The sequence below is a fragment of the Acinetobacter sp. WU_MDCI_Abxb74 genome (genome assembly GCF_025513915.1).
Classification (GTDB): domain Bacteria; phylum Pseudomonadota; class Gammaproteobacteria; order Pseudomonadales; family Moraxellaceae; genus Acinetobacter; species Acinetobacter calcoaceticus_C.
Window position 1 is genome coordinate 1 of record NZ_JAHPRP010000004.1, and the last position, 20,697, is coordinate 20,697.

The window sequence follows — 20,697 nt, forward strand, 5'->3', positions numbered from 1 at the left end:
CAAGGTGACAATGACAACGATCCGAATACACCAGCAGATCCAGGTCTTGACCTTGTACCAGGTGCGATCACAGTTGATATCGACCCTAATGGATATATTTCAGGAACAACAACGGATGTAGCACCAAATACAGAAGTAGTATTAACTATTGCTGGCTATAATGAAAATGGTGAAGCTGTCCATATTCAACGACCTGTCCAAACAGACGCAGATGGTCATTATCAATATGATTTGACGCCTACAGATGGAATTATACCTGCATCAGACGGATCACAAATTTCTGTAGTTGCGGAAACTAATGATCGTAATGGTCATGTGCTTAATGCTCAAGATTCTGAAATAGTTGAGCCAGTTGTTAAAGGTGATTCATCTACTGGAGTAACCAATGGTGGAGATTCTGTAACAGGTACATCTGGAGATGATTTATTAGCGGGTGATATTGGCGGATTAAAAACTAATTTCGTTGCTGGTCAAGACTATAATATTTCTATCGTTTTAGATTTATCAGGCAGTATGTTATATGCAATGAATGGTACGGGTAATCCACCTGCTGGCGAGTCGCGACTTGCTATTGCTATTAAGGGCCTTAAAGCCTTTATTCAGCAAATGACTGATCATGATGGCGTGATTAATTTACAAATAGCTTCATTCTCAGCAAATGGTAGCGTTGGAAATGGTTATAACCAAGTTTTCTTAAATGTAAGTAGTGATAATATAAATGAAATATTCACTTATCTTGATAGTCTGCAAGCAGGTGGTGGTACCTATCCAGAAGGAGGATTTAATAAGGCTGTAGATTGGTTTGACGATATCTCTACTGCTGATTTTGAAAATCAGACTTATTATCTTACAGATGGAGAACCAAACAGTTCTCAATCAACTTTGGACAATGCATTTGCCCCATTAGCTGAGCAGAGTAAAGTTTTTGCAGTAGGTGTGAGTAGTTCAATTAGTGATACTACAGTCTCTCGTTATGACAATACTGATGTCAATGGAAATAAACTTCCTGGTGATTGGAGTGGTACTAATCATGGTGAAGCTAAAGCTATTGCTGATGCTGATAAGCTGATAGCTTACTTAATAGGTGGCTCCGAAAACTTTATACCTGCTGATGTTGGAGGCGATACAGTTAAAGGAGGTGCTGGAGATGATGTTCTGTTCGGTGATGCTATAAATACGGATCATTTAACATGGACAGGATATGATCCTCTTCAGTATCCTAAATATTCAGGTTATTCAAAATTAATCGCATATTTAAAAGCTGAAGTTACTAATGGTGCTGAACCAAGCCAGCAAGATATCTATGACTATATAAAAGAGAATTTCCGCGATTTTGTTGCCGCTGATGCTGCTGATCCTGCGACTAAAGGAGGGAATGACACGATTTACGGTGGAGCTGGAAATGACATTATCATTGCTGGTGCAGGTAATGACATTATTTATGGTGGTTCAGGAAATGACATTATTTCGACTGGTCGAGGTGATGATACCATTGTCTATGATGTGTTAAATGCAACAGATGCTACTGGAGGTAATGGTACTGATACTTGGATAGATTACGAAACTAATGACAAAATTGAATTTGGAGAAGATTTCTTCGAAGGCTTATTAGCAGATCAGAGTAATTTAGGTGATTATATTACTGTTGTTGATGATGGTAATGGTAATGCTGTAATTCAGGTGGATCGTGATGGTGGTTCTGGGACTTATACTGCGTCTGATTTATTAATTATTGAAAATCAAGCTGGTTTAAGTTTGCAGGATTTACTCAATAATAATCAGATTATTATTGGTTGATTACATTAAACGGTTATAGATCATAGATCTATAACCGTTTTTTATCTACTTCAGGTCGGTTAAAAGAAATGTTGATTCATTTAAATAGCTTTTAATTTGATGATTAATAACTGATCGATTTAATTCAGATATTTTAAAATGCCTCTCATTACATCAAGATTAGGATGGATTTTATTTTCTCCTTTCTTTTTATTTATATCGCAAGTTCAAGCAGATACATTTAAGAGTTATTTAAATACTGCAAAAAATCACTTGAGCCAATATTTAGGAAAAGAAACAGAAGATGATTTTCAAAAAGTAAGTATTCAAAAGTTGAGTAATTTTAGCTTAGACGAGCGCTTAAATTATGAGACTCTACCTTTAGTGACTTCTTCAAAAATACAAGAGAAGAATTCAAAGATACAAACTCCAAATAAAAATTTAAGATGGGAACAGCGACCTCTAGATTTTACTGAGGCCATACATCAAGCTTTACAACGTCGTCCAGAAATTACTCAGAGTATTGCAACTATTGCTGGACAAAGCGCGAGTATTGATGTGGCTAAAGCTGCATACTATCCTCAAATATCAGGTGGAATGACTACAGCTGATTTAACCTCAGGAGAACGTGGAAGACAACTTTTTACAATTACAGCATCTCAAATGTTATATGACTTTGGAAAAGTTAAAAGCTCTGTTGATATTGAAAAAGCTAAATTATTTCAAGAGCAAGCAAATACTTTGGCAAATATTGATGATATTGCTTATCAAACAGCAAATGCTATTGTTAATATTAAACGCTATCAAGAAATTTTACGTATAGCCGATCAACAGATTAATGGCATAGCGCATATTGCTGAAATTTCAAATTTACGTGCAGATGCAGGTATTAGTAGTCAAGCTGATCCAGTACAAGCACAGTCGAACTTAGAAGCTGCTCAATCAAATAAAATTGTTCAAGAAACTCAACTTAAACAGTATCAACAAAAATTACGTAATTTACTGGGATATAATGTTTCAAATCTAGAAATAAATATTCCCGAATATATAGTTAAAAATGCAGGCCTTTATGAAGAAACCCAATTTACATTAATTCCACAAATGATGGCTGCTCAAGCTGCAATACAAGTTGCTAAATATCAAAAGGAACAAACGAAATTAAGTAATTATCCAACTGTAAGTATTAAAGGAAATTTAAGTCAGGCATTAAATGGTAAAAATCCGAATAATAATAAAGATGATGGTTTTTACAATTCAATAATGCTCGAAACAACAAGTGATTTTTTTCAAGGTGGGGCAATCCGTTCTAAGGAACGTGCAGCAAGTTATGCGGAAGAAGCAGCAAAGGCAGAGTTAGACTCCGTATATTTAGATGTATCAGATCAAGTACAGCTTATTCGTCAAGAAATAGAAAATAAACAGAAACAAATCCAAGTTCTTAGAGAACGCCAAAAGTCTACGATTCGTACAAAAGAGCTATATAAAGAACAATATAAGTTAGGTACACGATCGGTTGTTGATCTTTTAAATGCTGAACAAGCCATTCATAGCGCTGCTCAAGAAATAGAGACTGCTAGGTATGATATTTATTCGAACTTAGTACAATTTATCAAAATAACTGGCCGTTCTCGAGATTTATATCATTTAAATAATACTTCTATTCAAGGATTCCAAATTCAGCCATGAGCAATGTAATTAATTATCAGCCATGGCTTCAAGCCATTTTAGTTGTTGCTAAGCATTATCTTATTGATCCATCTGAAGAGAAGCTGAGACTTGAATTTGATTGGAGTAAAGAGCAAACAATAGAGGATGTTTTAACATTGGCTACACGCCAAATTGGAATGAATTATCGTAAAGCCCAGTTAAACTTAGACGAAATTAGTCCTTGGCATTTGCCTGTTATTATTGAGATGAAAGATGATCAAGTAGGTGTAATAGATAAAATTGATGCTAATCAAAATTTAAGTGTTCAATTAAGTGGAGATCAAGGTTTAGCACAAATATTTACATTCGATATTCTTAAATCGCATGTAATTAATATTTATATTTTACGTCCCGAAAAATCTGTGCCAGATGCTCGTATCGATGAATATGTAAAACCATATGAAGCTAGTTGGTTCTGGGAAATCATTTTACGTGACTGGAAGCGATATATAGATATTATGTTTGCTTCATTAGTTGCAAATATATTGGCATTAGCAACCATAGTTTTTTCTATGAATGTTTATGACCGAGTTATTCCCGCTCAGTCTGTACCAACCCTATGGGTGTTAGCAGGAGGAGTATTGATAGCAGCTATATTTGAATTTTGTTTGCGTGTAGCTCGTGTTTTCTTATCTGATATTTTAGGTAAGCGTGCTGATTTAAGTATTTCAGATTTAGTATTTGGTCATGCTTTAAGAATTAAAAATAAAGAGCGCTCTAAATCAACAGGGACTTTCATTTCCCAAATTAGAGAACTGGAAGGTGTTAGAGATTTAGTAACATCAACAACAATATCCGCGATTGCTGATTTACCATTTTTCTTCTTATTTCTTATCATTTTTTGGTTGATTGGCGGGAACTTGTTTTGGGTAATGATAGTCGTAGTGCCACTTATGATTATTCCAGGTATTTTAATTCAAAAACCATTGGCGAAATTAGCTTCTGAAGGAATGCGAGAAAGTGCGATTCGTAATGCGATGTTGGTTGAATCTGTTCAGGGAATTGAAGATATCAAATTGTTAAGGGCTGAATCGCGTTTCCAAAATCAATGGAATCATATGAATGAAGTATCAGCTGATATTTCAATGCGTCAACGTAAATTAGTTGGTGTAATGATGGCGTGGACTCAAAAAATACAAGGTTTGGCTTTTGCTATTGTGGTCCTAGTTGGTTGTTTTGCAGTTATGAAAGGAGAAATGACAACTGGTGCTTTAGTGGCTTGTTCAATTCTTTCATCAAGAATGTTGGGGCCTATTGCACAAATTTCAGGAGTATTAGGGCGGTTACAGCAAGCTAAAGTTGCTAAAACAGGTTTAGATGAACTTATGAAAAAACCAGTTGATCAACCTCCTCATGCACATCTCATTCATAGACCTGTATTGTCCGGAAATTATGAGTTAAATCAGGTTGAATTTAGATATAACGAAACTGAAGGTAAACCCATATTGCTAATTCCGAAGCTTAATATTAAAGCTGGAGAGAGAATCGCGATTTTAGGACGTAATGGGGCCGGTAAATCTAGTCTGCTGCAATTATTGGCGGGTATGCAAGAACCTATAAAAGGTCAAATTAAATTGGATGATATTGCTTTAGGATTAATTGACCCATTGGATATTCGTCGAGATATAGGGCTCTTAAACCAAAATGCACATCTTTTTTTTGGATCAATTCGAGAGAATTTAAAATTAGGAGCACCATTAGCTACTGATTCAGATGTTTTAAAAGCATTGGATCTCTCAGGCGCTTTAGAGTTTTTACAAGAAAAAAAAGAAGGTTTGGATTATCAAATTTTAGAAGGTGGAGCAGGTCTTTCTGGAGGACAAAAACAAGCCTTATTAGTGGCTCGTTTATTAATCAGAAAACCTAATGTTTTATTACTAGATGAACCCACAGCAGCTTTTGATGATGTTTCTGAAAAAAAATTTATTGAACAACTTCAGAGCCGGTTAGGTAATAAAACCTTAATTGTTGCAACTCATCGACGAGCAATATTAGAGTTAGTTGATCGTGTAATTGTTGTTAACAATGGAAAAATTGTAATGGATGGTCCTAAGGAGCAGGTTTTGAAAATATCACAGCCTAAGCAACAAATAGGAGCTGAATGATGAATTATGATCAGTTGAATTGGACCAGTTTAAACAAAAATAAAAAATTTGGGCAACCTTTACCAAAAGTTAGCATATTTTTATGGATTATCTGTTTGGGGCTTCTTGTCTTACTAATTTGGGCTTGGGTATTTAAATTAGAAGAAGTTTCAACAGGAACTGGAAAAATTATCCCTTCATCAAAAGAACAAACTATTCAATCCTTAGAAGGTGGGATTTTAACTAGACTCAATGTAAAAGAAGGTGAAATTGTTGAAAAGGGGCAAATCCTTGCACAACTTGATCCAACTCGATTTGCATCAAATGTGGGTGAGACAAAATCATTGCTGCTTTCTGCTAAGGCAACGGCTGCTCGTTTAAGCGCTGAAGTAAATGGAACAGCTTTAATATTTCCAAAAGAGGTATTAGAAGAACAAGCTCTTGTGAATGAAGAAACAGCTCTTTACCGGTCTCGACGTTCAAATTTGGAAGTGTCCTTAGAAGGTTTAAAAAAAGCTTTAGTTTTAGTACAACAAGAGTTGGCAATGACGGAGCCACTTGTTGCTAAAGGTGCCGCTAGTGATGTTGAGGTATTACGTTTGAAACGACAAGCAACAGATTTGGTAAATCAAATGAATGATGTTCGAAATCAATATTTGGTTAAATCTCGTGAGGAGTTAGCAAAAGCAAATACTGATATTGAAACCCAATCCCAAGTCGTAAAAGGTAAATCTGACACACTTAAACGAGCTATTTTTAAGTCGCCAGTTCGTGGAATCGTTAAAGAAATTGATGTTATGACTATTGGAGGTGTTATTTCTCAAAATGGGAAATTAATGACAATAGTCCCCTTGGATGAAAAGCTTCTAGTTGAAGCACGTATATCCCCAAGAGACATTGCCTTTATTAGACCGGGTCAAGAAGCTTTGGTTAAAATTACTGCCTATGACTATTCTATTTATGGTGGTTTAAAGGGAAAAGTTACAGTTATTTCTCCAGATACATTACGTGATGAAGTTAAACAAGATCAATTTTACTATAGAGTTTATATCCGTACAGATTCTGATAAATTAACTAATAAAAATGGAAAATATTATAATATTACACCAGGTATGGTAGCTACTGTAGATATTAAAACAGGGGAAAAAACTATATTAGATTATTTAATTAAACCTTTTAATAAAGCAAAAGAAGCTTTAAGGGAAAGATAATAGATTTTTAACTTTCTTTGGAGGGAGGGCTAGTTTGATGCTGTAGTTGGATTTTTTTATTAATATTAACCTTCTTGGTCAGCGCAAAGAACAGAGGTTATAACAGCCCATGTTAAAGTGGGCTCTTTATTAAATTTAATGTGTATGTTTTATTGCAATTTGATAGTTTTTATAAAATTTATTTCTAAGGATTGATTGATAATTATATGGCGTATTAGTTCTACCTTTGTAAATGATCTTTTAAACGGTCATTGCAATAAATCCAAGTAGACTCCTGCCTTATTAGGCAGAAGTCTGAATTATAGTAATTAATCTGCTATGTATTACAGAAATTAGCCCAGTCCTCCATTAATCTCTTACGTTTTTCAGGATAAGCTCCACGCAAATAAGCCGCTTCCACTTCATCTGGTAGCTTGTGTGCTAATACCTGTTCACATACTTCACGAAGATAATCCATTTTATCGGCTGACCAGTCACGGAAAGTTGAACGGAAAACATGTGTTGTGATTACTCGATTTTGTTTAAGATCAATATAAACAATTCCATTTTTATTTTAATTTTTTGTCATACATCCCTTTAATTACAATGGTTAAAGAGATATCAGATATCATACCATCACACGGAATATAGAAAATGAAGTCATCTGGTTAAAGATAAATTTCTTGGTAAAGTTTTTTAATTAATCTAATTGCTTTTCGGGATTACATAATTGGCAAAATAGTAGGAATTCATTTTGAATAAATAAAATTAATAGTTTTTTCTTTAATCTTGAATTTATTAGTTTTATTGTATTAAATATATACTTGTTACATTTAAAATACCAAAATATTACTTTTATGATGATGTTTTAAACAAAAGGAAAGAGGAAGTGAAGACGTTTTTTATGTGGGTTGGGCTTGCAGTCATTGTTCTTATTCTTGTTGCAATTTTTGTAAGAGGTGTTAATCAAAATACTACCGTTACTACAACTTCAAATATTAAAACTGCTGCAACAGACGAAGAAGTACGTCAAATGGCTATTGAAGCTGCCAATGAAGCTATTGCAAAAGAAGAAGTAGAGAAAGAAACTATAACTGCAAATGCTTCTGAAGTGCTTGCTCAGGAGACTTCAATATTTACGGCACCACAACTTAATGCTATACGTTCGGCAAAAGCATATTTAGATTACACTTTTTTTTCACGTAAAGGTTTGATTGATCAGCTATCTTCAAGACATGGTGACAATTATAATGTTAATGATGCAACAATAGCTGTAGATAGTTTAAATATAGATTGGAATCAACAAGCTGTAGGATCAGCAAAAGACTATCTTGATTTTCAAGGTTTCTCTTGTAAGGGGCTTATTGATCAGCTTTCATCAAAACACGGTAGTAAATATACTGTTGAACAAGCAACATATGGGGCTCAACAGGCAGGAGCTTGTTCTTAACACATTTTCAATTTCTCAAGAGACTGCTATATGCAGCCTCTGGGTTTATGTAAATTTAAATTTATTTTTCATTATATTTGGGGGGAAATTAATAAGCTAATATTTTATAAAAAATATATAATTTATAAAGTGTTACGGGTGTTAATATTTTTTCTTCTATAATACAACTTATTTATTGAACGTAGAGATTATTGGGTTAAAAGTCATGGTGAAAAGTTTAAAAGCTCATGAACGTTTAGCAGAACGACTTGCAAATATTATAACCCGTTTAAATAGAGGCGAGTATTTAGATCCTAATGAATTGACTTTAGATTTTGGAGTAACTAAAAAAACTATACAACGAGATATAGAAAGGCTATCAATCGCAGGTTTACCTTTAGTTATAGATGAAAAAACAAAGAAGTTTCATTTAGGAACAAACTATGTTGGTAAAATCAGCCCTCAGGATATCCAAAATTTTGCTCAGCTTTCTGGAGTTACAGGTTTATATCCTAATTTGGATCTATCATTTCTCAGAGAGTTACTCGATAGTCGTTCATCTGAAGTCTATGCGGCAAAAGGTTATTTTTTTGAAAATACAACTCATTTTTCAGATCTATTTAAATTAATCCGCGAAGCAATACAAGATAGAAAACAGATAACTTATCAATACAACAGTAAGTTACGTACGGTACAGCCGTATAAGCTTATACATCATCACGGTAGTTGGTACTTAGCAGCAGTAAGAAATGATCAGTTGCAACTACGAGCATATCGTTTGAGTAGAATTGGTAAAGATTGCCAAATACAACATTATTTAGGTCAGTTTGAACCGGATATAGAAATACTAAAACAATTAAAAAATGAAGAGAGTATTTGGTTTGGTAAGGAAAAAAAGAAATAGTATTGTCCGTTCACCATCTGGCGGCAGAGCATTTCGAACAAAGAAAACTTTTTCCTGAGCAACAAATTATGAAAAAAAACGATGATGGAAGTTTGATTATTTCAAGTCGTATTGCGCATCAAGATCAGATTAAATCCTTAATTAGATTCTGGATACCTCATGTTAAGGTAATTTCCCCTGTAGAGCTCCAACAGAGTGTAGAGAACGATCTAAAGTCATATCTAGAGATAAGTTTCTAGCTTACTTTTAGAAAATTTGAATCAGGTGAGTTCTTAGAGGGACATATCCTGTCTAACCGCTCATTTATGATTATTTATAGTCTATCAATTTAAAGTACGAGAAATAGTGTGAACGTTGAGTTATTAAAGGAATTATATAAAGAATTGATAAATATTGATCAATTAGAAGGATGGTATAAGAGTTACAAATCTCGAGTTTCCGAAGTTGAAGAAATGAGAGAAAAGATGACTAAAGGCTATAAATTAAATCCTCAAAGTGATGAGAAGTTCTTATTATCTTTATTAAAAATTCAAAAAAATGGAATAGCTTCAAGAGGACAGTCTAATATTAGTGATGTAGCTTATAACGAATTAATAAATAATAAGGAATTTCTTGAGATTTTAGAAAATGTAATCAAAGAACCAACCTATGAAAATTATATTAATTTTAGAAGAGTTAGTAAGCGTATATTAACTTTAGTGGGTAGCAATAATTTTCCTTTAATTTTTAATAGAGCGGTCGCAGCCTGTAATCTAGATTTGTCCACTGTTGTAGATGAAAGTAAATTTCATCAATTATTTAAATATCTTGATAAAGAGAAAATTCTTGATATTCCTCAAGAGGTAAAAGATAAAAATTGGTATGCCCAGAATATTTTCTTAGTAAGTAAATTTCGTGAAATACTAAGTGATCTTAAAGGTATAGTTGAGATTGATAAGTATTGGATAAATATATTTATATGGGAAATATATGTAAAAAAAGTCGAGCTTTCAAAGCAGAAAATTTCAATACTAAATAAAGTCGAAGCCGATGAGGTAGTAACAGAGATCAATAGATATGATGAGAAAAAAATGCAAAAGATAGTTCAGCCATTAAATCGTATTTTATTTGGTGCAGCAGGGACAGGGAAAACATATCATACAATTAATCATGCACTTAGTATTCTAGATAATGAAACATTAGAAGAGTTGGAAAAAGTAGATCGTATAGAATTGAAAAATAGGTTCGATAAATATAAGGAGAATGGCAACATTAAGTTTGTTACCTTCCATCAAAGCTTTAGCTATGAAGATTTTATTGAAGGGATTCGTGCAGAAGTAAGCAATGGTGGTCTTAGCTATAGTATAAAGTCAGGTATTTTTAAAGAGCTGTGTGAAAAAGCGACTATTAATAAAAAAGCGACTGATGAAAGTATAAAAAGTGCTATTTCAGAATTAACTGAAAAGGCAAAAAATGAGGAAATTATTTTTTATACAAAAAAGGGAGCTGAATTTAAAGTTAAAAGTAATTCAAGTGGTACCTTAATTGCGACTACCTCTAAAGATACAGAGGTAATATTGGCAAAAAGCTATATTACTAACTATTTATTAAAACAGTCTGACGAAATAATTGATCAACGAAGTTATGAATGGGCAATCGCTAAATCTTTACGTACCGAAGTTGATTATAAAACTATTGCAAGTAAAGAAAGTAATGAACGTTTTGTTCTTATCATTGATGAAATTAATAGGGGGAATATATCTCGTATTTTTGGGGAATTGATTACTCTAATTGAGGATTCTAAACGTCAAGGCAATGATGAAGAGTTGAGTACAGTTTTACCTTACTCAAAAGAAGAATTTAGTATTCCAAGCAATCTTTATATTATCGGAACAATGAATAGTTCAGACCGTTCCTTGACTGGGTTGGATGTTGCGCTGCGCCGACGTTTCGAGTTTATTGAAATGCCGCCAAGGCCTGAGCTCTTAAAAGATGATGAAGGAGAAGACTTAGAGATCGATGGTCTTAATATTGTGAAATTATTAACTGTAATGAATCAACGTATCGAAATACTATTAGATAGAGATCACTGTATCGGACATGCTAATCTCATACCTTTAATAGTAGAACCAAAAATCGAAAAATTAGCTAAAATTTTCCAGCAAAAAATCATCCCACAATTACAGGAATATTTCTTTGATGATTGGGAAAAGATCGATGCAGTTTTAAATGGAAATGGAATGCTTCACAAAAAGTATGACCCAATTTCAAAAAATAAATTATTTAAAGATCAAAGTTTGATTAATCGCAGTATTTGGGAAATTAATACTGAAGCATTTGGTGATGTGAAGAAATATATTGCAATTTATGATGAGACATCTGACGTTGGAAATGAGTTAAGTGGATATTGATTATGTCGAATATCACTATCCGTGAATACGCATATTTAAGAGTTTCACAGAATCCTCCTCTGCAGAATCGAAAGTTGGATTTTGCGGAAATTTCACAGAGTGGATTTGATTACTTATTTCAACTGAATCAGGAGTTGCTCAGAAATGGGCAGCGAATTCTGAAGTTAGGTAGAACGGCAACAGAAATACAAGTACAGAATTTTGTTGGAGTTATTGAAACCCCATGCGGCACTGAAATTGAGATCTTACCAAAACATGCTGATTCAGTAGAGGATAATGGTGATGCTAGGGCTATCTTGATTAAAATCTTGAAACAGGTTTTACAGTTGCCACAGCGTGATACAGGTCTTGCCTCGATCGAAAAATTTAAAGTACCTCTAACAGACTGGTTCTACGCACAATTTTTAGATGCTTTGCAGAAACTTTATCGTACAGGGGTGCGATTTGATTATCAGCGAGTAGAGGCTGAAGAAAACTTCTTACGAGGACAGTTAGATACAGCACAACAAATGCGAAAACCTTTAACAAGGCAACATCAATTAAGTATAAAACATGATATTTTTACGTCAAATCGGGCAGAGAATCGGTTGATTCGGTCATGTATTGATGTGGTCTGTAAGAGAGCTAAGACTGCTGATTTGTGGCGAACATCACATGAGTTTCACTTACTGTTCTCAGAAGTGCCTCAATCTACGAATTACAGGGAAGATTTTAAAAAATGGAAAAATGATCGTCTAATGTCACATTATTCCAATATAAAGTATTGGTGTGAATTGATTTTAGGCAATGAAATTCCATTCGCTGTAAAAGGTATTAATCAGGCAAGAAGTATTCTATTTCCTATGGAAAAGTTATTTGAAAAATATGTAGAAATACAATTATCAAAGCAACTTGTAAAAGGGGCAAAGCTTGAGACTCAGAAATCTAGCAAATATTTAGCTCAATATTGTTCAAAAGATATATTCAATTTAATACCAGATTTAGCTATCCAATATTATTGTGAACAATCAAAGTCTAAAAAATATTTGATACTTGATACTAAATGGAAGCTGATTAATAGCAATAATATTGAGGAAAAGTTTGGAGTAAAACAAAGTGATATGTATCAGATGTTTGCCTACAATCATATGTATCAGGGCCACACATCAGATATCGTATTAATTTATCCAAAACATAAAAATTTCCAGATAGCACTGGAACCTTTTGAGTTTAAACTTCATTACTTATTGAAGACTGGACTGCAACCAAAAATTTGGGTAGTTCCATTTGACTTAGAACGTAGCGAGCTTATTTTAGATAATTTGACGATTGCTGGGTTGCATTCTAAATGAAGTAAAAGCTACTTAGCGTAGCTTTTACTTCTGAATAATATCTATTAACACTGATTATTTTTGACAATCGCCATTACTTCTTTTTTATAGCTATCAGGAATGTAAATGTCATCAATTTGACAATTTTTCCCATCACACTGAACTTTAAAATCTACTTGAAAGCTTTCACCAAAGTTCTTTCCTTGAGCCCGAACTAATCCGTTGTTAAGGATGGAGAATTTCATCTGGTTTACACGTACATCATAATCATTGCCAGGTATAAGCACATTACGGACCCACTCGCACATTTCCCCTTTATGACGAAGAGCAATCGTATCTCTTCGAGAAAGCAATTGTTTAAGTTCAGAAGAACTATTCTGCTTAAGAATATCTACTCCCATATATTTATCACTTACAGCCATCATATATACTTTTTTCACGAAATTTATTTGTTCAAGAGGCTGTTTATCTGTAGCGGCAATAGAAGTAGTAGAAATTAAAATTAAGGTTATAGCTGAGGTTAATAATCGATTCATGAAGTACTTTTCCTAATAAATTTACTTTTAAGCAGGTCTGTAGTTCATACAGAAGTTAGATGAACTTTCTAAGCCACAATCCTGCATATATTTGAGTTCATTAATTCTTCTGTTATTCATATTAATCATACATTGAGCATGTAATTGTCCAGCGATAGTTCCGTAGGAAGCAACTTCAAAATTACATTGTTTCATTTTATAACTTATCCAAGAACGTTGGACTTCTAATAAATTTTTTTGTTCATTAGCGCTGAGAGTATTTTTATAGTTTGTATAAACCTGCATTATTTTTTTATCTGATTTTTGAACTTCTTTTTTATAACATTCATTAATTGAGATAGTAGTTCCATTGTTGCGTTCATTTTCGCACATTGCATAGGTTGCAAATGGAATAGTAGTTAAAATTAGGGCAATAAGTATTTTCATGACGATATCCAATTAATAAAGTTAATTTAATGTCCACATTTTGAGCAGATCCATCTATTTGCTAGAGCTGTCATAGATTTAGCAAAAGTATGCCAAAGTAACATTAATAGCCAAATCCATATCAAAATAGTGAATGTACAAATTGTTAAGAATAAGTGCATTAACCAACTCATCTGTTTTGAGTTTTTTTGATGTAAAGTTTTATAACCACATTCTTTACACATCTTCATTTTTTGAGAAACTACTCTAGCCATAAAGTACCTATTAATGGTGAAGCTGATTGTTCACTCCTGGATAAGAAATTTTAATATTTTCTGTGGGTTATTGCTATAGGTAACCAATTTTTGTATTAAAGTATATATAATTGAGAAGTTATATCTTCAAAAAATCAATTTATTTTGAAATTGAGAAATTCTTTATATAGCAAGTGCTAATTTTTCTGAATCTCTTAAGTTTTGGGGGTAGTTCTTATCCAGATATTTTTATATAAAGCTTGTTCGTGTAGAGGCATATCGCTACTGTGCTCTTTGTAAACGTGGTTCTAACTTTAGCTATAAATTTATATTTTGGACAATAAGCAATTAAGGAGTTGCGACAATGAGCATCGTTCTTTAGTTAATAATTAATTTAGTTTTTATGAGTAGAATATACAAAAGAATGGAAAAGTTACTAACAGCTATGCTGAGATTAATAATTTAAATAAAGATATTTGAGAGTCTATTTTTTTAATTGTAATACAAGATAATAGGCCACAGTTTTAGAAATTGACTCTGCTACAAAAAACTCTTGTGGTGGTGTGAAGTCTAAAGTCTGTTTACGATACCGCGTCTGTTTTCCTGTCTGTTTGTCTTTAAAAATAAACTCATTATGTGCATGAGAATATTCCTGTCCATACAAGGGACCACCAAGACACTTTAACCGTTTCACTGAATCATCCTTAAATTTACTTAATGGTTAGTTTAATGGGCTAATCTAATGAAAAACAATAACAATCACTTTACGACTTAGTCGATAGATCATTGACACCTTAAATTTTGCAGATTATCCTTTGCGTGCTGGCCTACATTGCCAGTTGGTTTTGACAGACCATTTCTCAGAGATATTAAAAGATCTTCTTTTAATGTCTAGCTTCTCGTTCCCTCCCGTAGCGGTAGGACGGGAGAGGGACACTTTCGAGTGTGCTGGCCTCTGAGACCAGTCTGTCAACCCTTTCTCGTTCTGCCACCATAATTCTAAATTGATGCTTTGGCAGAACTCCAAATATAAGGAGTTGGCTATGCATATTCTTTTTACACCTTCCGACTAGTTTTAATCGGGTTTGATGAACCTCTGGTTTCTCAAGCTTTAGGTCTTTTCGTCTAAAAATTTAACTTTAAAAATGTCATGTGAGCTATACCGTGGCAGGGCTTTGTGTTGCCTAAAAAAGCCTGACCTCCATGACGATGTCACTGGATATAACGATGAAAAATAAAATTTTGATGGGTTTGGTGGGTGTCAGTGTTCTGATGATTACTGGTTGTTCTTCCGATTTCGAAAAGGGTATGAAGCAAGGATGCATGAATACTGGTGGTAGTCGCAGTTTCTGTTCCTGCTTCTACGACAAGATGGAAGAACATTATGGCGAAGAGAAGCTGGAGGCGATTGGCATGATGCAAGTCAGGATGCCAGAGGATTTCGAAGAAGTGTCCTTTAAGTCTGGTCAGCAATGTGCACATAAACTTTAGAGCTCCTATTCACATTAAATCTTAGTTTGTCTTTTGATCTCACCTGCTGCCATAGAACAGCGGGTTGGATGGGCTTACCTAAAAAAATGAGGAATTTACAATGAAACATCCATTGATTGGCCTTTATTTCACCATTGTGATTGGTTATTGGCTATATTTGATTTGGCAGTACCCTATTTATTCTGGTTCATATTCTTTGGGGCGAGCACTTGTTTGGCCTGCTGATTTTCTACGTTGGTTGTTTTAATGCCTAAATCTAGGAATTTGCCATGACAATCATATCGAGAGAATCACTTCAGAAAAGCCGTTGGATGTTGATGTTAAGAGCGAGTGACAATATTTATTTTGTACCTGCTATTCCTTATAAAAAACTGCAAGGGGCCATGAGTTATTTCCCTCAAGGTGTTCATCCAGATGAAATCCTCATGCTGATTGACGATACGGTATTTGGCAGTGCTAAAGCTGGACTTTGTATAACGGCGATTGGACTCTTTTATAAAGAAAGCTTTGGAGATGAAGCAGTTTATCTCTTTAAAAATATTCATCATGTCGAGGCAGATATTGGAGTCATTAATCATGGCATTGTACTGAATCGAATGGAAACATTAACTTTTACCCAATTGGATAAGGGAACAGTACGAACATTGGCTTCATTCTTAAATGAAGTTTGTCAGGGACAAACAGAAACCTACCAGACTCCACCACAGATTGATGCAGAACTGAAGATGATTGTTGATCTGTTTGCTTATTTTATTACATTTACTGTGGGTCAATGGAATGCTCAGTCGAAAGAAGCGCTATCCAGTCATTTTTCCAAATTGAATAATCAAGCAGTACATCAGTATGTTGAACAACTAGTGAATCAACAACCAAACTTCGATTATGAAGAATTATTGCATCGCTTTGCAGAACTGAAAGATGTGCTGGCTTATAAACTTCGTACGGAGATGATCGAACAACTGGTTTATGCCATGGCACTGGGTAAAGTTGAGCAGAATCAGGCAGATCTTTTCATGACTCATTTGTGTCGTGTATCCAATGTTTCTAAAGCCGTATTTCCTGACCTTGTCAAAATTATTTATCAATGTCTGGCTGATGAAAAGCGGGCTAATGCTCCAGCGTTGAACAGTGAACAGCTTCAAGCATGCAAACTTCTTGATTTACAGCCCAAAGTACTGAGTGAGCAAATCCTCCAATCTGCTTATAGAAAAAAGATGGCTGAGTTCCATCCGGATAAATACCAGAACCTCCCAGATTCTGTTCGCCAGTTGATTGAGAATCAGGCACAGCAACTGAATGAAGCGAGAGCAGTATTAAAGAGCTATCTGGAAAATAACTGAAAATAAAGAATTTTTAATTACATATTACCCCAATGAAGGCAGCCCTAAAGCGCCGTATATCCTCTATTTCAAGGTAATGATATGAATATGATAAACAACAACACCCACTCAACTAAAAAGATACCACCGTTATATTGGTTGTTAACTGTAGTCATGATGGTTGTACTGATTGCCGGTGGGATTTTATTTAATCAACATCAAAAACGACAAACTGAACTTCAGTTAGCACAATTAGCTTTGGAACAATCTAAAGTACAGAAACAAGCTACTGCAACACAAGCAGCTTCTGAACCCGCTGAATCAGGTTTTACTGGTATTGAAAGCATGGTGGAAAACCCAGAATCAGAATCTGCTGATTCACAAGAGGAAGACGAAGTGGTTGCAGGCGCAATAGCAGCCGTTGATAACGCAAAAGCACAAGATGCGAGTATTGGGAAGCTCAGTTCAGAAGTTGATGGTGAGTACCATGAAGGAAAAACTTTAAGTTCCAATGCTTCTCGTTACGGGCTAAAACCAATCAAAACTGCTCCTAATGATTTAAAGTCAACCATCCCGAATATTGATCAAATGCTAGCGTCGCATCTAATGAATGTATGGGGCCGTTCAAGTCCAGATCAGGTGAGTAAACGAGTAGAAGGATGGAGCCAGCAAGGCAATACCATGACTTACCGTGCTGCTTGGGACTCTGACCGTTATCAATGTACTTGGTATGTCGTGAGCTGGGATAAGAACAGCAATCAAGTCCTGAATGAAGGATACCAGTCATGTTTTGGTCACTAACTTAAATAGCCTTTTAGCATTTATTGAATGATTACTTTTATTTACATCAGAGAAAATATTATGAATTTTATCAAACTTATCACTTGCGGAATCTTAAGCCTTTCAATCAGTTCTATTGCCTTTGCTAAAACTGAGCAGGTTACTTTAAAAGCCAATGTCTACTATGGTGAAGAATCAGTTGTATTTCCAACCACTAAAGGTGAAGTCGTTTTAAATAGCTACGCCATACCAGCCAAAGTTGTTCCCCAAGTTAAACCTTTTAAGAAAGGGCAATGTTTAGAAATCAAATCGAAACATGGTTTCTTTAAAGACACAGGGGATGGGCAATATATCGAAAGTATTCGACCTTGTACCAAGAAAGGTTTAGCCACTCCAAAAGTAAGTCACTAATTTGATATTCATCTAAAACGACATAAGTCTAATCAAACCACAAGCAATTGCTTGTGGTTTTTTTATGCCTTTTATTTAAGGAGGAAGACCATGCATCAGTGTCCTTACTGTCATTCATTACACATCACATTACTGCGCCAGACTGAGCCCACTTCAGGCGTATTTGCCAAGCTTTCCTCGTTCTCACCCATGTCTCTGGCAGCTGCTTGTATACAGTTGTCAAAACGCAGTCCTGTTCATCCTTTGGTGGGTGGCTTTGTGGGCTTGGTCATTGGAGGCATGTTTCTGCTCTATGTGCAGCATCAAGACAATATGGTGACGTTGCATTATCAGTGTGAGCAGTGTCTGGAACACTTTGAAAGCAAGCAATCGGGTTTTTAGTAACTCTCTTTTTCACAAAATTCAAATTAATTAAATCAATTAAAGGAAATCAATAATGGCACATCAAATAGAAACTATGGCATTCGTTGGTCAAACCCCGTGGCATGGTCTGGGCAATCAACTCTCTCAAAATCAGCCGATAGAAATCTGGGCACAGCAGGCGGGTATGGACTGGCGGATCGAATCATCCAATGTCAGTTATATGGCAAAGAATGAACGAGGGCAAAATATCCTGATGCCTTATGAAGAACAACGAGTGCTTTATCGTTCAGATACTCATGCACCGCTCTCGGTAGTGAGTCAGCGTTATCAGGAAGTCCAGCCCAAAGAAATTTTAGAATTTTACCGCGACCTTACTGAACAATCGGGTCTTGAACTGGAAACCGCAGGGGTACTGAAAGGTGGTAAGAAATTCTGGGCTTTAGCTAGAACAGGGCAGACTTCTGCTTTAAAAGGCAAAGATGTCAGTAATGGCTATATTCTCTTAGCCACGGCGTGTGATGGAACCTTAGCAACCACCGCACAGTTCACCTCGATCCGCGTGGTGTGTAATAACACCTTAGCCATTGCATTAAAAGGTCAGAACGCAAGTACAGGTGTGGTGAAAGTCCCACACAGTACTAAGTTTGATGCAGACAAGATTAAACGGCAACTGGGGATTTCAGTGCGAGCATGGGAGGATCACATGTACGAAATGAAACAGCTCAGTCAACGTAAAGTCACGCAGACTGAAGCGGCAGCCTATTTCGATGCAGTGTTTAACAATACCAGTCTCAGCGCTATGGAACAGGATGAAGGCATTATTCAGTTCTATCGTAATGTTGCCATACAAGCTAACTCAGCCACTAAAGCTGATAATAAGACTGAACCGAATGGCCGTGCCATGTCGAAAGTCATGACTATGTTTAACGGGCATGGCCGTGGGGCAGAGCTCAGTTCAGCCAAAGACACCGCGTATGGCTTGCTCTGTTCAATAACTGAATTTTGTGATCATGAGCGTCGCGCCATGAGTCAGGATCACCGTCTTGATTCCGCATGGTTCGGTGCAGGCGCAGGTCTCAAGCAACGTGGACTTGAACAAGCACTCCGTTTAGTTGTTTAAGTTTAGATTCAGATTCCAGATTTAACATGAGGATATGAGATCAATATGATCCTGTAAAACCTTCTCAATCCAGACCCCTCTTTGCCACATCCCCAGATGTGGCTTTTTTTATGCCCAAAATTTAACAATGACAGGAAATGATTATGAACTCAGTTGTAATTCAACCAAACAATATCAAACCAAATATCCATGCCAACCGTCCGAAACTATTTACAGTAAAACGCTTCGTAGAAACTAAAAATATGACTCAAGCCGAATGGCTGGAAGTCAGACGCAAGGGCATTGGTAGCAGTGACTGTGCCGCAGCCTGCGGTCTCAATCCGTATATGTCGATGTTGGAACTATGGATGATTAAAACAGGACGGATTCAACAAAATATAGAAGATGAAAGTGAGGGCCATGCACCCTTGTATTGGGGCAAACGACTGGAACCTTTAGTGGCTGAATACTACAGCATGCACACTAACCATAAAGTCCGACGTGTCAATGCAGTGCTGCAACACCGCGATCCAGATAAGCATTTCATGTTGGCAAACTTGGATTACTCCGTTGTGGGTAGCGATGAAGTACAAATCCTAGAATGCAAAACCGCAGGAGAATATGGCGCCAAGCTGTGGCGAGATGGGGTACCTTTATATGTACTTTGCCAAGTGCAACATCAATTGGCCGTGACAGGCAAAAACGCAGCGCATATTTGTGTGTTGCTGTGTGGACATGAAACCCGAATCTTTAAAGTGACACGTTCTGAATCCGTGATTCAGCATATCTTCAATGCGGAACGTTACTTCTGGGACTGTGTCGAGAAAGATACACCGCCTGAAGCGGATGCCAGTGAGTCGGCAGCTAAAGCTTTACAACTCTTATATCCAGAGCATATCCCATTCTCTACCACAGACTTATCTAGAGATGAGCAAGCCAATCAGCAGTTTGAGCAACTGATCCGAGTACGCAATCAAGTTGAAAAGCACCAAGAGCAATTTGACTTACTCAAACATCAGCTGCAAGCCAAGATGCAAGAATCAGAACGCGCCACCTTTAAAGCAGGTTCAGTGACGTGGAAAAAGGCTAAAGACTCGGTCAGTTTAGACAGTAAAGCTTTGCTCAAATCACACCCTGAATTTCTGAACCAATTTCCACAAGCTAAACAGGGCACACGGCGTTTTCAGATTTATATCAATGGTGGATAAGTCAGATTTTATCGATACAAGCATCAAGCAGTAATTCAATC

General features: G+C 35.6%; 18 protein-coding genes and 2 pseudogenes. 16 read left to right on the forward strand and 4 right to left on the reverse strand.

The features are described 5' to 3' along the window. The 4 genes from KTH84_RS08910 to KTH84_RS08925 form a co-directional block, all read left to right on the forward strand. Nucleotides 1–1,797 (forward strand): VWA domain-containing protein (locus KTH84_RS08910; protein ID WP_262472910.1); only part of this gene is annotated, 1,797 nt, incomplete at its 5' end. Between the two features lie 138 nt (nt 1,798–1,935). Beyond that, the gene (locus KTH84_RS08915) at nt 1,936–3,462 is read left to right on the forward strand and encodes a TolC family outer membrane protein (RefSeq protein ID WP_262472911.1); all 1,527 of its coding nucleotides are present in this window, start codon (nt 1,936–1,938) and stop codon (nt 3,460–3,462) included. Beyond that, nucleotides 3,459–5,588 carry a type I secretion system permease/ATPase gene (locus tag KTH84_RS08920; RefSeq protein ID WP_262472912.1) on the forward strand — a complete coding sequence of 710 codons (2,130 nt, stop codon included), beginning with the start codon at nt 3,459–3,461 and terminating at the stop codon, nt 5,586–5,588. Before KTH84_RS08915 ends, KTH84_RS08920 begins: the two co-directional genes overlap by 4 nt. Then, nucleotides 5,585–6,778, forward strand: coding sequence for an HlyD family type I secretion periplasmic adaptor subunit (locus tag KTH84_RS08925; RefSeq protein WP_410374400.1), 1,194 nt, complete (start codon nt 5,585–5,587; stop codon nt 6,776–6,778). Before KTH84_RS08920 ends, KTH84_RS08925 begins: the two co-directional genes overlap by 4 nt. A gap of 316 nt (nt 6,779–7,094) precedes the next feature. Here the strand turns inward: KTH84_RS08925 and KTH84_RS08930 are convergent. Next, a pseudogene (locus KTH84_RS08930) lies at nt 7,095–7,425 on the reverse strand (integrase); the annotation flags it as partial. A gap of 221 nt (nt 7,426–7,646) precedes the next feature. On the opposite strand from KTH84_RS08930, the gene KTH84_RS08935 reads away from it, so the two are divergent. The 4 genes and pseudogenes from KTH84_RS08935 to KTH84_RS08950 all read left to right on the forward strand — a co-directional run bounded on the left by KTH84_RS08935 (nt 7,647) and on the right by KTH84_RS08950 (nt 12,811). Further along, complete coding sequence (locus tag KTH84_RS08935; RefSeq protein WP_202732803.1) at nt 7,647–8,207, forward strand: Ltp family lipoprotein; 561 nt, start codon at nt 7,647–7,649, stop codon at nt 8,205–8,207. A gap of 205 nt (nt 8,208–8,412) precedes the next feature. Then, a pseudogene (locus tag KTH84_RS08940) lies at nt 8,413–9,329 on the forward strand (helix-turn-helix transcriptional regulator). A gap of 108 nt (nt 9,330–9,437) precedes the next feature. Then, nucleotides 9,438–11,480 (forward strand): McrB family protein, encoded by a 2,043-nt coding sequence (locus KTH84_RS08945; RefSeq protein ID WP_202724518.1) that lies wholly within the window; start codon nt 9,438–9,440, stop codon nt 11,478–11,480. A 2-nt stretch (nt 11,481–11,482) separates the two neighbouring features. Further along, nucleotides 11,483–12,811: an McrC family protein gene (locus KTH84_RS08950; protein ID WP_151302712.1), complete on the forward strand. Its 1,329-nt coding sequence runs from the start codon at nt 11,483–11,485 to the stop codon at nt 12,809–12,811. A gap of 44 nt (nt 12,812–12,855) precedes the next feature. On the opposite strand, the gene KTH84_RS08955 is transcribed toward KTH84_RS08950, so the two are convergent. The 3 genes from KTH84_RS08955 to KTH84_RS08965 all read right to left on the reverse strand — a co-directional run bounded on the left by KTH84_RS08955 (nt 12,856) and on the right by KTH84_RS08965 (nt 14,679). Then, on the reverse strand, nt 12,856–13,326 hold the full coding sequence (locus KTH84_RS08955) for a hypothetical protein (protein WP_192836327.1): 471 nt from the start codon (nt 13,324–13,326) through the stop codon (nt 12,856–12,858). 27 nt (nt 13,327–13,353) lie between these two features. Beyond that, a complete protein-coding gene (locus KTH84_RS08960; protein ID WP_064479363.1) occupies nt 13,354–13,752 on the reverse strand; it encodes a lysozyme inhibitor LprI family protein in 399 nt (132 codons plus the stop codon). A 717-nt stretch (nt 13,753–14,469) separates the two neighbouring features. Beyond that, the gene (locus KTH84_RS08965; protein WP_151302709.1) at nt 14,470–14,679 is read right to left on the reverse strand and encodes a hypothetical protein; all 210 of its coding nucleotides are present in this window, start codon (nt 14,677–14,679) and stop codon (nt 14,470–14,472) included. Nucleotides 14,680–15,212: 533 nt separating this feature from the next. Between KTH84_RS08965 and KTH84_RS08975 the strand changes: the two genes are divergently transcribed. From KTH84_RS08975 to KTH84_RS09010, 8 genes are all read left to right on the forward strand, one after another. Next, complete coding sequence (locus tag KTH84_RS08975) at nt 15,213–15,476, forward strand: hypothetical protein (protein ID WP_151302708.1); 264 nt, start codon at nt 15,213–15,215, stop codon at nt 15,474–15,476. 100 nt (nt 15,477–15,576) lie between these two features. Next, a complete protein-coding gene (locus tag KTH84_RS08980; RefSeq protein WP_000682545.1) occupies nt 15,577–15,723 on the forward strand; it encodes a hypothetical protein in 147 nt (48 codons plus the stop codon). 70 nt (nt 15,724–15,793) lie between these two features. Then, nucleotides 15,794–16,816 carry a J domain-containing protein gene (locus tag KTH84_RS08985; RefSeq protein ID WP_192836417.1) on the forward strand — a complete coding sequence of 341 codons (1,023 nt, stop codon included), beginning with the start codon at nt 15,794–15,796 and terminating at the stop codon, nt 16,814–16,816. Between the two features lie 81 nt (nt 16,817–16,897). Continuing rightward, on the forward strand, nt 16,898–17,596 hold the full coding sequence (locus KTH84_RS08990; protein WP_151302707.1) for a hypothetical protein: 699 nt from the start codon (nt 16,898–16,900) through the stop codon (nt 17,594–17,596). A gap of 60 nt (nt 17,597–17,656) precedes the next feature. Next, complete coding sequence (locus KTH84_RS08995) at nt 17,657–17,986, forward strand: hypothetical protein (RefSeq protein ID WP_151302927.1); 330 nt, start codon at nt 17,657–17,659, stop codon at nt 17,984–17,986. 90 nt (nt 17,987–18,076) lie between these two features. Then, on the forward strand, nt 18,077–18,367 hold the full coding sequence (locus tag KTH84_RS09000; RefSeq protein ID WP_262472914.1) for a hypothetical protein: 291 nt from the start codon (nt 18,077–18,079) through the stop codon (nt 18,365–18,367). A gap of 55 nt (nt 18,368–18,422) precedes the next feature. Beyond that, nucleotides 18,423–19,469 carry a DUF932 domain-containing protein gene (locus KTH84_RS09005; protein WP_151302705.1) on the forward strand — a complete coding sequence of 349 codons (1,047 nt, stop codon included), beginning with the start codon at nt 18,423–18,425 and terminating at the stop codon, nt 19,467–19,469. Nucleotides 19,470–19,612: 143 nt separating this feature from the next. Continuing rightward, nucleotides 19,613–20,656 (forward strand): YqaJ viral recombinase family protein, encoded by a 1,044-nt coding sequence (locus KTH84_RS09010; protein WP_034120189.1) that lies wholly within the window; start codon nt 19,613–19,615, stop codon nt 20,654–20,656. Nucleotides 20,657–20,697: the final 41 nt, after the last annotated feature.